Source organism: Curtobacterium sp. MCPF17_046, assembly GCF_003224295.1.
Classification (GTDB): domain Bacteria; phylum Actinomycetota; class Actinomycetes; order Actinomycetales; family Microbacteriaceae; genus Curtobacterium.
The window spans coordinates 19,810-33,175 of the sequence record NZ_QKLB01000020.1 but is presented as its reverse complement, the minus strand read 5'-3'; the positions used below and the strand labels follow the sequence as shown (position 1 = coordinate 33,175).

General features: G+C 73.0%; 12 protein-coding genes and 1 tRNA gene. 5 read left to right on the top strand and 8 right to left on the bottom strand.

Going from position 1 to position 13,366, the window contains the following annotated elements; all coding sequences use genetic code 11:
* Positions 1-134 precede the first annotated feature (134 nt).
* Positions 135-920, bottom strand: a complete 786-nt coding sequence (locus tag DEJ32_RS14565; protein WP_258365747.1) for an isoprenyl transferase — start codon at positions 918-920, stop codon at positions 135-137.
* A gap of 76 nt (positions 921-996) precedes the next feature.
* Between DEJ32_RS14565 and DEJ32_RS14560 the strand changes: the two genes are divergently transcribed.
* Positions 997-1,713, top strand: coding sequence for a hemolysin III family protein (locus tag DEJ32_RS14560; protein ID WP_110823629.1), 717 nt, complete (start codon positions 997-999; stop codon positions 1,711-1,713).
* Between the two features lie 84 nt (positions 1,714-1,797).
* On the opposite strand, the gene DEJ32_RS14555 is transcribed toward DEJ32_RS14560, so the two are convergent.
* A complete protein-coding gene (locus DEJ32_RS14555) occupies positions 1,798-2,103 on the bottom strand; it encodes a hypothetical protein (protein WP_110890344.1) in 306 nt (101 codons plus the stop codon).
* Positions 2,100-2,990: a mycothiol conjugate amidase Mca gene (gene mca, locus DEJ32_RS14550; protein ID WP_110890345.1), complete on the bottom strand. Its 891-nt coding sequence runs from the start codon at positions 2,988-2,990 to the stop codon at positions 2,100-2,102. The genes DEJ32_RS14555 and mca overlap by 4 nt, the downstream gene beginning before the upstream one ends.
* Positions 2,991-3,026: 36 nt before the next feature.
* Between mca and DEJ32_RS14545 the strand changes: the two genes are divergently transcribed.
* Both DEJ32_RS14545 and greA read left to right on the top strand, forming a co-directional pair.
* Positions 3,027-3,545 carry a DUF4307 domain-containing protein gene (locus DEJ32_RS14545; protein WP_181420701.1) on the top strand — a complete coding sequence of 173 codons (519 nt, stop codon included), beginning with the start codon at positions 3,027-3,029 and terminating at the stop codon, positions 3,543-3,545.
* Between the two features lie 102 nt (positions 3,546-3,647).
* Entirely contained in the window at positions 3,648-4,136 is a 489-nt protein-coding gene (gene greA / locus DEJ32_RS14540; protein ID WP_110823625.1) for a transcription elongation factor GreA, read from the top strand.
* A gap of 223 nt (positions 4,137-4,359) precedes the next feature.
* Here the strand turns inward: greA and ilvA are convergent, their stop codons facing one another.
* The gene (gene ilvA / locus DEJ32_RS14535) at positions 4,360-5,604 is read right to left on the bottom strand and encodes a threonine ammonia-lyase (protein WP_110901804.1); all 1,245 of its coding nucleotides are present in this window, start codon (positions 5,602-5,604) and stop codon (positions 4,360-4,362) included.
* A 46-nt stretch (positions 5,605-5,650) separates the two neighbouring features.
* Complete coding sequence (locus DEJ32_RS14530) at positions 5,651-6,907, bottom strand: AI-2E family transporter (protein ID WP_258369086.1); 1,257 nt, start codon at positions 6,905-6,907, stop codon at positions 5,651-5,653.
* 94 nt (positions 6,908-7,001) lie between these two features.
* Here DEJ32_RS14530 and DEJ32_RS14525 point away from each other — a divergent pair, with 94 nt between their 5' ends.
* Positions 7,002-8,219, top strand: coding sequence for a winged helix-turn-helix domain-containing protein (locus DEJ32_RS14525; RefSeq protein ID WP_110901791.1), 1,218 nt, complete (start codon positions 7,002-7,004; stop codon positions 8,217-8,219).
* 13 nt (positions 8,220-8,232) lie between these two features.
* Here the strand turns inward: DEJ32_RS14525 and DEJ32_RS14520 are convergent, their stop codons facing one another.
* A complete protein-coding gene (locus DEJ32_RS14520; protein WP_258367419.1) occupies positions 8,233-8,814 on the bottom strand; it encodes a LemA family protein in 582 nt (193 codons plus the stop codon).
* Between the two features lie 388 nt (positions 8,815-9,202).
* Here DEJ32_RS14520 and DEJ32_RS14515 point away from each other — a divergent pair, with 388 nt between their 5' ends.
* Positions 9,203-11,416 (top strand): Ig-like domain-containing protein, encoded by a 2,214-nt coding sequence (locus DEJ32_RS14515; protein WP_181420700.1) that lies wholly within the window; start codon positions 9,203-9,205, stop codon positions 11,414-11,416.
* A gap of 298 nt (positions 11,417-11,714) precedes the next feature.
* Here the strand turns inward: DEJ32_RS14515 and DEJ32_RS14510 are convergent, their stop codons facing one another.
* Positions 11,715-13,037, bottom strand: a complete 1,323-nt coding sequence (locus DEJ32_RS14510; RefSeq protein WP_181420699.1) for a threonine/serine exporter family protein — start codon at positions 13,035-13,037, stop codon at positions 11,715-11,717.
* A 172-nt stretch (positions 13,038-13,209) separates the two neighbouring features.
* Positions 13,210-13,283, bottom strand: a tRNA-Leu gene (locus DEJ32_RS14505).
* Positions 13,284-13,366 lie beyond the last annotated feature (83 nt).

The window sequence follows — 13,366 nt, the reverse complement described above, 5'->3', positions numbered from 1 at the left end:
GCACCTTCCAGTGGGCAGAACCCTGTGAGCCTACTGGGACCGGTGCAGGCGGTCGAATGCAGTCCGCGGAACGCCAGGCGCGCGGTGCCGGGCGATCGGCCCCGGCCACCCCGGCTCCGACCCTGTGGAGCGGTTCAGCCGCCGAACCGTCGCGAGCGCAACCCGAAGTCGCGGACCGCACGGAGGAAGTCCACCTCGCGCAGGTCCGGGTAGAAGGCCTCGACGAAGTAGAACTCGCTGTGGGCACTCTGCCAGAGCAGGAAGTCCGACAGCCGCTGCTCCCCCGACGTGCGGATCATGAGGTCCGGGTCCGGCTGCCCCTGCGTGTACAGGTGGTCGCCGATGAGCTCGGGCGTGAGCACCTCGGCCAGGGTGTCGAGCGTTCCACCGCCCTCGCCGTGGGACCGGACGATGCTCCGCATGGCGTCCGCGATCTCCCGCCGACCGCCGTACCCGACCGCGAGGTTGATGTGCAGCCCGGCGTGGTCCGCCGTGCGTTCCTCGGCCCGCTCGAGCGCGCTGACGAGCTCCGGCGGCAGGCCGTCGTTCGACCCGACGTGCTGGACCCGCCACGTGCGGTGGTGCGACAGGCGCTCGGCCAGGTCGGCGATGATCCCGACGAGCTGGTCGAGCTCCTCGCCGCCGCGACCCTTCAGGTTGTCGGCCGAGAGCAGGTAGAGCGTGACGACCTGGATGTCGAGGTCCTCGCACCAGGACAGGAACTCGGGGATCTTGGCAGCGCCGGCCCGGTGGCCGTGTGCCGCGGTCTCGAGACCGAGCTGCCGGGCCCACCGGCGGTTCCCGTCGACGATCATCGCCACGTGCTTGGGCTTCTGCGCGCCCTCGATCTCACGGCGGATGCGGTTCTGGTACGCACGGTAGAGGAGCCCACGCCCCGCCCATCCCAGCCTGCCCGTCACGCGTCGACTGTAGTGCAACCACTCCGCACGGCGACTCCCAGCCGCTCTTCCGTGATCCGGTCGTAGCGTCGAGGGCATGCAGTCAGACCAGGACGCGCCAGCGCTCCCCCACGTCCCGTTCACGGAGGAGGCGAGCGCCGACGCCGCCACGACGGACGCGCCCCGTCCGGCCTGGCGCGGGTGGATCCACGCCGGCACGTTCCCGTTCGCCGTGGCGATGGGCATCGTGCTCATCGCGCTCGCGGCCACCCCTGCCGCGAAGGCGGCGAGTGCGGTGTTCATGGCGACGTCGATGATCATGTTCGGCGTCTCCGCGACGTACCACCGGTTCCCGTGGGGCCCGGTCGTCAAGCGCGTGCTGAAGCGCATCGACCACACGAACATCTTCCTGCTCATCGCCGGCACGTACACCCCCGTCGCGGTCTGTGCGCTGCCGCACACGCTCATGGTCGTGGTGCTCTGGGTGATGTGGAGCGGGGCGCTGCTCGGCGTCGCCTTCCGCGTCTTCTGGATCGGCGCACCGCGGTGGCTCTACGTGCCCCTCTACCTGGCGCTCGGCTGCGCGGCGTTCCTCATCCTGCCGCAGCTCTTCGCGGCGAGCGTGCCGATGACCGTGCTCGTGCTCGCAGGCGGGGTGGCGTACATCCTCGGAGCGGCCGTCTACGGCTTCAAGCGCCCGGACCCGTCGCCGACGTTCTTCGGCTTCCACGAGGTCTTCCACGCCCTCACGGTCGTCGCCTTCGCCGCGCAGTGGGCGGGCATCCTGGTCATCGCCCTCGACCCGGTGCGCTGAGGCGGCACGCGGACGCCGCACCCACGACGGACGGGAGGCTCCCCACCAGCTGGTGGGGAGCCTCCCGTCCGTCGTGCGGACGCGTCAGCCGCGCTCGGTGTCGTCACCCACGTCGGCCCGGCCGTCCTCGGCGGCCCGCCGCGACGGCTCGTCGGTCGCGGCGCCGTCGTCGGGCTCGCCCGCGACCTCGGCCTCGAGGCGTTCCCGCACCTCGGCGCGGTAGCGGGTGCGACGGATGCGCCGCGTCATGTCGAGCACGAGGAGGATCGTCACGATCGCGACCACCGCGATGGCGACGAAGCCGGCGACCCCGGGGGTGACGTCGACGTCGGGGACACCGCTCGGGCTCGGGCTGGGGGTGGCTGCCAGTACGGCGGCGATGGTGCTCACGCGTGCGCGTCCTCTTCGGATGGGATCCCTGCGAACAGGTCGGACTCGGGGAGCTCGGTCGGCACTCGGGCCTCGACGAGCTGGTAGTCCTCGGTCGGCCAGACCTCGGCGAGCAGGTCGTTCGGCCAGTAGAAGAACGGGCTGTCCGGCGGCACCTGGCTCGCGTGCGCCCGGAGTGCGGCGTCCCGCGCCTCGAAGTACTCGTGCACGTCGACGTGCGACGTGGCGAGGTCCGGCCGGTCCGCGAACCGCTGCACCCACTCGCCGAGCTGCTCGAGGAGCGGGTTCTCGGGGTCGCGCTCCCGCAGGGCCTCGTGGAAGGCCGAGAACCGCCGTGGGTTCATGGTGCGCTCGTAGTACAGCTTCGACACGGACCAGGCGGGCCCGGCCTCCGGGTACTTCTCGGGATCCGCGGCGTCACGCCACGCAGCGACCGAGACCTCGTGCGTCCGGATGTGGTCCGGGTGCGGGTAGCCGCCGTTCTCGTCGTACGTCACCAGGACGTGCGGGCGGAAGCGACGGACGACCCGGACCAGGGCCGCGGTGCTGTACTCGAGCGGGACCGTCGCGAACGTGCCGGGGCGGACCGTCTCACCCTGCTCGGTGTCCGGCAGTCCGGAGTCGTGGTACCCGAGCCAGACGTGGTCGATCCCGAGGGCTGCCTGCGCGGCCGCCATCTCGGTGCGGCGGAAGCCCGCCATGTCGCGGTGCGCGCGGGCCTTCGACGCGTCCGGCAGCTGCTCGTTGAGGATGTCCCCGGCCTCGCCCCCGGTGCACGAGACGACGAGGACCTCCGCACCGTCGGCCACGTACTTCGCCGCCGTGGCCGCGCCCTTGCTCGACTCGTCGTCGGGATGGGCGTGCACGGCGAGCAGACGACGGGGCACAGCGTTCCTCCACTGCTCACGGACCTTCGGACGCGGGTGGCGCACGGCGAGCGTGAACTACCCTGGGATCAGGATAATCACCCCGGGAGCCCCGAACTGTCCGATCAGCACACCGCCCCAGCAGCAGGGCCCGCAGCAGCCGGTAGCGCGGCACCCGCCGACCGGGCGGCACTGGACGACCGCTACGGTCGCGGCGCCGGCACCCGACGCCGGGGCAGGCTGCTCGCGATCGTCACCGCGGTCGCGATCGCCGTCGTGTTCGCGGTGTGGGCGATCTGGGCCGGCCCCGGACAGACCGACCACGGGCTCGACACCGACGACGTCGGGTACGAGGTCCTCTCGGACCACCAGGTCGTCGTGCACACCCAGCTGGCGGTCGACCCGGGCACCGAGGTCGAGTGCGCGGTCCAGGCGCTCGACAAGGGCTACACGATCGTCGGCTGGCGGGTGGTGACGGTGCCGGCGGACGACCAGCGCAGCCGCTCGCTCTCGACGCCCGTGAACACGACGTCGCGGGCCGTCACCGGCTTGATCCACTCGTGCTGGGTTCCCTAGACTGCTCGGAATCACGATTCGAGACCGGCCGCCGGCCGGTCTCGATTCTTTTGCGCCACACGCCGTGACCGGTCCCGACCGTCGCGGCCGAAGGGAAACGACATGAGCAACGACACGCAGGGCACCTGGCTGACCCAGGAGGCGTTCGACCGTCTCACCGCCGAGCTCGAACAGCTCACCGGCCCGGCCCGCATCGAGATCGCGAGCCGCATCGAGGCCGCGCGCGAAGAGGGCGACCTCAAGGAGAACGGTGGCTACCACGCCGCCAAGGACGAGCAGGGCAAGATCGAGGCCCGCATCCGCTCCCTGACCGAGCTCCTCAAGCACGCCACCGTCACCGAAGCCGAGTTCGACGGCACCGTCGAACCGGGCACCGTCGTCACCGCGACCATCGCCGGCGACTCCTCGACGTTCCTCGTGGGCAACCGCGAGATCGTCGCGGAGGGCTCGGACCTCACCGTGTACAGCCCGGTCAGCCCGGTCGGCGCCGCGATCGTCGGCCTCCGTGCCGGTGAGGCGACGACGTACACGGCCCCGAACGGCAAGGAGATCGCCGTCGAGGTCACGAAGGTCGAGCGGTACGAGCCGTAGGCCCTCACGGCCTTCGCGGCCTTCGCGGCCTTCGCGGCACCCGACCTCCGGCCCGGCGTGGACCCTCCTGGTACACGCCGGGCCGTCGTGTGCCCGCCGCGCACGGCGGGCCGGAGGTCGTTGACCGTCGCGACGGCCTGGAGGCGCGACCGCCGTCCGCCGGGCCGGCCCGGGCCTCCAGGCCGTCGCCGTGCGCAGCGCGGTCCCGCCGGAGGAGCGCGCGTCAGTTCGTGAGCTGCTCCGGGCGGAAGCCGGCCTCCTGCAGCCGGGCCATGACCTCGTCGGCGTGTTCGGGCCCGCGCGCCTCGATCGACAGGTCGAGCGCCACCTCGCTGATCACCACGCCCTGGCCGTGACGGGTGTGCAGGACCTCGACGACGTTGGCACCGGCGTCCGAGATGATCTGCGAGACGCGGGCGAGCTGACCCGGACGGTCCGGCAGCATGATCCGGATCCCGATGTAGCGGGACGCGGCGACGAGTCCGCGCGTGATGATCCGCTCCATCATGAGCGGGTCGATGTTGCCGCCGCTGAGGAGGACCACGGTCCGGCCGGTGTCGTGCACCGCGCCCGCCATGATCGCCGCGACGCCGACGGCACCGGCGGCCTCGACCACGAGCTTCGCGCGCTCGAGCAGCACGAGGAGTGCCCGGGCGACGTCGTCGTCGGAGACGGTCACGATCTCGTCGACCAGATCGCGGATGATCGGGAAGTTCATGTCGCCCGGGCGCGCGACCGCGATGCCGTCCGCGATCGTCGGGCTCGTCGTGATGGTGACGGGCTCCCCCGCCTGGATCGACGACGGGTAGGCGGCCGCGTTCTCGGCCTGCACGCCGATGACCCGGATGTCACGACCGAGGCGCTCGGCCATCCCCTTCACCGCGATCGCGATGCCGGAGATGACGCCGCCGCCGCCGATCGGCACGACGACCGTGTCGACGTCGGGCACCTGGTCGACGATCTCGAGGCCGACCGTGCCCTGACCGGCGATCACCGCGGGGTGGTCGAACGGCGGGATGAAGACGGCGCCCGTGCGGATGGCGAAGTCCTTCGCGGCGGAGAGCGCCTCCTCCACCGAGTGCCCGCGCAGGACGACGTCCGCCCCGTACCGGCGGGTGGCCTGCAGTTTCGGCAGGGCGACGCCGACCGGCGTGAAGATCGTCGCCGGGATGCCGAGCTCGCGCGCGGCGAAGGCGACCCCCTGCGCGTGGTTGCCGGCGCTGGCGGCGACGACCCCGGCCTCCCGCTGCTCGGCCGACAGCGTGAACAACCGGTTGTAGGCACCGCGCACCTTGTACGCGCCGGTGCGCTGCAGGTTCTCGCATTTGAGGTGCACCGGCGACCCGAGCAGGCCCTCGAGGAACTTCGACGTCTCCATCGGGGTCACCCGCGCCACCCCGGCGATCGTCTCGCGCGCGGCCTCGATGTCGGCGAGCGTCGGGATCGGGGCTGCAGTCGTGTCGGTCACGGTCCCATCATCGTCGGTCGCGGAGCGGTCGCGTGCCACGTGACGCTCAGTTCGTGCTGGCGGTCCCGGGCTCGGCCGCGGGCTGCGCGTCGCTGCCCGGTGCCGGGACGTCGTCGCCGATCTGGTGACGACGTCGTCGGAGGAGCTGGATGCGGCCGTGCTGGCCGCGCTTCGGGGTCGCTTCGCGGACGTGCTCCGAGTCGAGTCCCCGCCACCGGCCGCTCGCGATGGTCGTGACCATCGCGTTGAGCGTCGCGATGAGCGGGACCGCGAAGAACGCCCCGGCGATGCCGGCGAGCCCGGACGCGGCGGTCACACCGAGCACCACCGCGAGGGGGTGCACCTTGACGGCGTTGCCCATCACGAGGGGCTGCAGGATGTGGCCCTCGATCTGCTGGACGAGCAGGACGACGCCGAGCACCAGCACCGCGGCGAGCGGACCGTTGAAGATGAGCGCGACGAAGACCGCCAGGAAGCCGGTGACGATCGCGCCGACGACCGGGATGAAGGCACCGAGGAACACGATCGCGGCGATCGGGATGACGAGCGGCATGCCGCCGAAGAACAGTCCGACGATGAACGCACCGAGGCCGATGCCCACGGCGTCGACGAAGGCCACGAAGATCTGCACGCGGATGAAGCTCGTCAGGGTGATCCACCCCGCGACGCCGGCCCCGTCCACGGTGGCGCGGGCCTTGCGCGGGAAGAGCCGCACGGTCCAGCGCCAGACGTTCTTGCCGTCGATGAGCAGGAAGATCGTGGTGAACAGGATGATGAAGAGCGCCTCGAACACGTGCGTGGCACTCGAGCCGGCAGTGGCGACACCGGACAGGATCGTCCCGGTGTTGTCCTGCACCCAGGTCGTGGCCTCCCCGATCCAGTTGTCGACGTCCGCCTGTGAGATCCCGAATCCGGAGTTCAGCACGAACTCGCGGACGTTGCCGAACTGGGACACCGTGCGGTCGCGGAGCGAGGGGTACGACGCGATGATCTGGTCGATGACGAGCCAGAGCAGCGCTGCGACCGCGGCGAGCCCCCCGAGCAGGCTGAGGATGACGGCGAGCCACTTCGGCACGTGGTGCCGCTGCAGCCGGTTCGAGATCGGCACCAGGAGCGCGGAGATCACGATGCCGACGAGGAAGGGGACGAGGATGTCGCTGAAGATCGTCATCAGCCAGACGAAGAGCGCGATCACGCCCGCGATGACGAGCACCCGCCACGAGAACGCCCCCGCGATCCGCATGCCGATCGGCACCGATTCCTCGACCACGGGATCGGGGTGCGCCTTCTTGACCCAAGCCATGCGCTCACTGTATCCACGCGATGCCGCAGGAGTACCGGGCGCGGCACGGACCGGATCGGCACGCGGTGTCGGGCGCCGTCGGTAGCGTTCCCCCATGGTCAGGACCACGCTCTCCGCCTCCGAGGCCCGCCGGGTGGCCCTGGCCGCGCAGGGGTTCGGCCGGCCCCGAGCGGAAGCGGTCACCGCGCGCACGGTGGCGGCCGGCGCGGCACGTCTCGGCCTGCTGCAGATCGACTCCGTCAACGTCTTCGAGCGGAGCCACTACCTCCCCCTGTACGCACGCCTCGGCGCCTACGACAAGGCGGCCCTCGACCGGCTGACGCTCACCCAGCGCAGCCCGTGGATCGAGTACTGGGCGCACGAGGCGGCGTTCGTCCCGCGCGACGACCTCCGCCTGTTCCGTTGGCGCATGGACGCGTACCGGGAGCGGGACGCGACGCGGCCGAACCGGATCGCCGGGGTCGAACGCACCGCCCGGGTGCGCGGTGAGCTCCTCGCGCTGCTCGCGGCGCAGGGGCCGATGCCGGCGAGCGCCGTCGAGCACGAGTCGAACGTGCGCCGGGGCCCCTGGTGGGGCTGGAGCGACGTCAAGCACGGGCTGGAACAGCTCTTCCGGTGGGGCGACGTCGTCAGCGCGGGCCGTGCCGGCTTCGAGCGGGTGTACGCGCTCCCCGACCAGGTGTTGCCGGCCGGGTACTTCGCGACCGCTCCGGACCGGCAGGACGCCGTCCGGGAACTCGTCCGACGCTCGGCCCGCGCGGTGGGCATCGGCACCCGCGCGGACCTGGCGGACCACCACCGGTTGCGCGCGGACGACACCGCTGCGGCGATCGCCGACCTGGAGGACGCCGGCGAGCTCGTCCCGGTGTCGGTGGCGGGGTGGAAGGACCGCGCGTGGATGCACGTCGACGCACGGGTGCCGCGACGGGTCGACGCCGACGCCGTGCTCAGCCCGTTCGACCCGGTCGTCTGGTTCCGGCCGCGTGCCGAGCGGGTGTTCGGCTTCCACTACCGGATCGAGATCTACACGCCGGCACCGAAGCGGGTGTTCGGGTACTACGTGCTCCCGGTACTGCAGGACGAGGCGCTCGTGGGGCGCGTCGACCTGAAGAGCGACCGGCAGCGCGGGGTGCTGCACGTTAGGACGGCCTGGCACGAGCCCGGGTCGGTGGTGGACGTCGACCGCCTGGCGGCGCTGCTCCGCCGGACAGCGGCGTGGCAGGGGCTCGGCGACGTCGAGGTCACCGACCGCGGGACGGCCGCCGCGGACCTGGCCGGCGCGCTGGGTGTCCGTCCACGACGGGACGGCTGACGAACGGAGCCGCCTAGAACTGGACGCGCGGGGGTTCCGCGATCGCGGCGGGCTCGGCCGTCTCGAAGAACGGAGCGGGCCCGACCCCGCGGTGCTTCGCGAAGGTGGACGTGGGGAACGACTTCACCTTGGTGTTGAGCTCGCGGACGCCGCCGTTGTAGTGCCGGCGTGCGGACTGGATCTTGTCCTCGGTGGCGACGAGCTGCGACTGGAGTTCGAGGAACCCCTGGCTCGACTGGAGCTGCGGGTAGTGCTCGGCGACCGCGAAGACGCTCTTCAGTGCCTTCTGCATGTGCCCCTCGGCGGAGGAGGCCGCGACGGCGTCCCCGGCGGAGAGCGTCTCGGTGCGGGCCCGGTCCACGGCGGAGAAGACGGACTCCTCGTGCGCGGCGTACCCCTGCACGGTGCTCACGATCGTCGGGATCAACTCGGCACGGTGCTGCAGGTGCTCGGCGATCTCCGACCAAGCGCTGTCGACCCGTCCCTGCAGTGCGACGAGCGACTTGTGACTGACCCAGAGCCAGATCCCGATCACCACGAGGACGACGACCACCACGCCGACCACGATGAGTGCCGTGATGAGTCCGGTGTCCATTCGGTCGTGCTCCTCTGCGCGTCGGGCCGCGGTCGTGCCGGACCACCAGGGTCCGTCGGGCGGACCAGGGAGGTCCTCGACGATCTTACCGAGCAGGTCGGAGCGCCCTCACCGGGGGAGGATCTTCACGGCCGATTCCCGAGTGCCGCACACCCTGCTCGCGGACCACGCCCGGCTCGGGCGACGATCGGCGCAGAACCGGCCGGATCGTCCGCGCGGGGTGTTGACCCGGGGCGCCTGATCACGTGGGATGGAGGGGATGGACACGGCAGGGGGCGACGTGGGACACCGGGGTGCGAGGGGCGGTACCCGGGCTCGGCGATCCCGGAGCCGTGGCACGGTCGCCCGCCTGCTCGTCGCTGCGGTCGGTCTCGTCCTGGTACCCCTCGTGCTGGTACCGCTCGACGCCGTACCGGTGGCCGCCGTCCCCTCCACCCTGCCCGGTGCCGGCACGACCGCGCCGCCGACCGAGCCACCCACGTTCGCGAACCCGGTCCCGGCGCCCGCCGCACCGAGCCCGTCACCGAGCCGGACACCCGTGGCACCGCCGTCGGGCGGCGCCCCGACGGCGCCGACCATCGCCGACCCCGGGGACCTCACGACCGACCTCGCGCGCTTCTCGGGCCGTGCCGCCCCGGGGCACGGTGTCCGCGTCGCCGACCCCGCCGTCCCGTCCGCCTCGGTGTGCCGGACGACCGCCAGGGCCGACGGCACCTGGTCGTGCGTGGGCACCGTGCACTCGGGACCGGCGCAGGTCTTCACCGTCCTCGACACGACCACCTCGTCCCTCCCGAGCGCCGACGCCGCTCCGTCGGACGTGATCGTCCCACCGGTCGTCACCACCCGGCGACCGACCGCCGGGGCCGTCACGGGCACCGGCCGACCAGGCGCGACCGTGACGGTCACCCGGGCCGGCAGCACGGCTGTGCGCACCGCGATCGTCGGACCCGCCGGCACCTGGCACGTCTCCTGGGCCGTCGGTCCCGGTGCGCCCGCAGACGGCCCGTCCACCGTGACGGCGACGCAGACCGCGAGCACGGCCGACGGGTACCGCTCCGACCTCCGGAGCGCGGTCTCGCCGCCGAGCACCATCACGATCGACCGCACGGCCCCGGCCGCTCCCCGCATCGGCACTCCGTCGGCGTCCGCGGTCGTCGACGGACGCTCGGTCCGCATCGCCGGCACGGCGGAGCCCGGGACGATCGTGACCGCCTACGTCGACGACGTCGCGGTGTGCCGGGCGGAGGTCACGGCCTCGGGGGCGTGGTCGTGCCGCGTCGCCGACGTGCTCCGTGGCGGCGCCCACCGCATCAGCGCGGGGGCGCAGGACGTCGCGGGCAACACCTCCCGGGCGGCGCCCGCGGTCCCGGTCCGCGTGAACGGGCCGTCGGCCGCCGGGCCGTCGCCCACCGACGGGTCCGGATCGGACCCGGGCGCCGACCGCCCCTCCTCCGGCAGCGGCGCCGTGGCCCCGACGCCCCGGCCCGGCCGAGGACAGCAGTCCGACCCCGACGACGGACCGGGTGGCGGACCGGGGGCCCCCGCCGACGGCCCACCCTCCGCGGGCGTGCCCGGCGGTGGCACCGACGGCCGACACGACGGGCGGCCGGACTGGTCCGGCCCAGCAGGTGACTGGACGGTCGCCACGGCGTACGACCACGCGGTCCCCACGATCCAGTCCTCGTTCTCCTGGCGCACGCTCGCGATCGCGGTCGGCGTCGCCGCCGCGTTCCTGCTCCTGGTGGCCGGACCGGTGCGGGTCCTCGCCGGCGCCCTCCGCGGGCGACTGCCGCGTCCCGCATCCGGCTTCACGGGCCGCAACCGGCCCCGGTCCGAGCGCACACGCGGTGACGACGCACTGCCGGCCTGGGTCTCGATCGCGGTCGGCACGACGCTCGCCGCGGTGTCCACGCTGCTGGGCACCGGGATCGCCCTCGAGGCTCGCTACGTCCGACTCGCCCTGGCCGTCCTCGCCGGCGTCGTCGTGCTCACGGCCGGTGTCGTGCTCGCGACGCGGTGGGCTGCTGGTGAGGATCGACGAGCCGTCACCTTCCGGGTCTCACCCGGTCTCGTGCTCGCGGCGGTCGTCGCGAGCGGCCTCACCCGCACCGCGGACCTCTCCCCCGCCCTCGTCGTCGGCGTCCTCCTGGTGCCCGTCGGCCGCACCGACGTGGACACCGCCGCCATGCGACTCGGGAACGGTGTCGCGGCCTGTGCGCGGAGCGCCACGTGGCGGTCGGTGACGCTGCTCGTCCTCGCCGCCGTCGGATGGGTCGTGCACAGTGTGACGGCCGGGTCCGGGTTCACCGCCTCGCTCGTGTCCGAGTTCGCCAGCACGCTCTGCGTCGGCGGCCTCGGCGCACTCGTCGTGACGCTCCTGCCGCTCCGGGGGTCGGCAGGAGCAGCCCTCGCCGCCGCGTCCCGTCCGCGGTACGGCGCCCTCGCGGCCGTCGCCGTCGGTCTGGCCGCGGCGGTCTACTCCGGCCCGACCGGGACGCACCTGCCGCTCGTCGCCTGGGCCTCCGCGGTCGCGGTGGTCGTCGCCCTCGCGGCAGCCGTCCTGCTCTGGCCCCGGCTCCGCGGAGGTGCCTCCGCGTCCTGACCGGTTCCGTGGCGGCGGCGGGCGCGCACCGGATGCGCGCCGGCGGGGCGGCCCGCAGGCTCCGCACGGAGCGGCAACCGGTCCGACAGCGACCGGCACGCGTCGGCCGGGAGGCCCGCACAAGCCCAACGGACCGGGCACCGGTCCGACAGTGACCGGCACGGCGTCGGCCGGGAAGCCCACCACGCGCAGTCCGCTCCCTTGTCCGGCGGGCGGAGACCGAGCCTCCAGAACGGGACGACGTGCACCGGTCGTGTGACGCCAGGTGGTCCCGGCGCCGGCTGCCGGATCCCCTCGGTCAGTGGGTCGGCGCCGACCGGGCGAACAGGCCGGGCAGCAGCCCGCCGATCTTCGTCCCGACGCAGAGGCTGACGAAGGTCGCGAGCGGCGTCGCGAGCGCGGCGGCGTCGAACGTCGCGACCGCGACCAGCCCGACCGTGCCGGGCACGAGCAGCAGGAACGCCGGCCGGAACGACACGGTCGCCGGCACCACCGGGACGATGCGTTCGAGGACACGCGTCGCGACGAACAGCAGCGCCGCGGCGAGGCCCGTCGCGACGACGCTGCCGCTGAGCGGCGTGAGCAACGACACGACGGCGTAGGCGGTGACCATGACGACGACCGACGCCGCCGTCAGGCGCCACCCGGATCCGAAGACGAGGCTGATGCCGGTCGCGAGGACCACCACGGCGACCCACGACGCCCAGAGCGCCGGGACGGCCTCCCAACCGGGTCGGTCGGTGCCGATGCCCGCGACCTCGCCGACGAGTGCCGCCGAGGTCGGGTCGATGCGGAGGCCGGTCACCGTGCTCCCCGCCGCGATCCCGGCGGCCATGAAGCCGAGCATGATGAGCCCCTGCATGAGCCGGGCCGACCCCGTGACGATGTCGGCGGCGGTGAGTTCGAGCAGGGCGTTCGTGATGAGTGCTCCGGGCACGAACACCGCGACCGGCGCGCACACGGCGTACAGCGGGACGTGGTCGAAGCCCGTGCCGGCCGCGACGAGTCCGACGACGGCCGTCGAGCAGAAGGCCGCGAGGAACGGCACGACGGCCACGGCCTCACGGAAGCGCCGGAGCAGCAGGCCGATGACCCCCACGAGCGCCCCGACCACCAGCGCGAGGAGGACCGCCCACCACGGGCACCGGAACACGACCGCGAGCCCGGCGGAGGTCAGTGCGTTGCCGAGCACCCACGGCAGCGGGGCCGGTGGTCGCGTGCCCTGGCGGATGCTCCGGACCCGGGCGGGGATCTCGGCGAGGGCGATCGCGCCGCGCTCCAGACCGAGCACCAGGCGGTTCGCGCGGGCGGACTGGCGGAACGAGAGCTCGATGCCCTCGGCGTTGACGATCGTCGCGGCGCCCGTCGCGGTCTCGCTGACGATGACGAGCGCGGGCAGCACCCCGATGGCGAGGCCGTTGCCGACGCCCGCTGCGTCGCGGGCCTTCTCGAGCGCTGAGCGGACGTCGGTGACCGAGCTGCCCGCGTCGAGGAGCAGGGCGCCGAGCGTGCCGAGCAGCATGCCGACGGGGACCGTCCCGCCGTCGATGACCTCGACGTGGGCCTCGGGGCGCCGGAGCGCGTCCCGGAGGTTCGTCAGCGCGCTCCCGATCCCGACCACCTGGTCAGCGTAACGAGTACGGCGGGCGTGCCGTCCCGTCTCCGTACCCCCGGAGGGACTCGAACCCTCATCTCGGCGATGTTGAGTCGGATGCCCGTCCGGTCTCCGTACCCCCGGAGGGACTCGAACCCTCATCTCGGCGATGTTGAGTCGGATGCCCGTCCGGTCTCCGTACCCCCGGAGGGACTCGAACCCTCATCTCGGCGATTTTAAGTCGCATGCCTCTACCGATTGGGCCACGGGGGCGCACGGCGACGGGCGGCCGCGCCGGGACAGCCTACCGACGCCGGAGGGCGGCCACCCGTCGGGTGACCGCCCTCTCGACAGTG

Bases quoted from the DNA above. Each gene is read 5' to 3' on its own strand.
- DEJ32_RS14560 (WP_110823629.1), top strand. From the start codon at position 997: ATGCAGTCAGACCAGGACGCGCCAGCGCTCCCCCACGTCCCGTTCACG.
- greA (WP_110823625.1), top strand. From the start codon at position 3,648: ATGAGCAACGACACGCAGGGCACCTGGCTGACCCAGGAGGCGTTCGAC.
- DEJ32_RS14530 (WP_258369086.1), bottom strand. From the start codon at position 6,907: ATGGCTTGGGTCAAGAAGGCGCACCCCGATCCCGTGGTCGAGGAATCG.
- DEJ32_RS14525 (WP_110901791.1), top strand. From the start codon at position 7,002: ATGGTCAGGACCACGCTCTCCGCCTCCGAGGCCCGCCGGGTGGCCCTG.
- DEJ32_RS14520 (WP_258367419.1), bottom strand. From the start codon at position 8,814: ATGGACACCGGACTCATCACGGCACTCATCGTGGTCGGCGTGGTGGTC.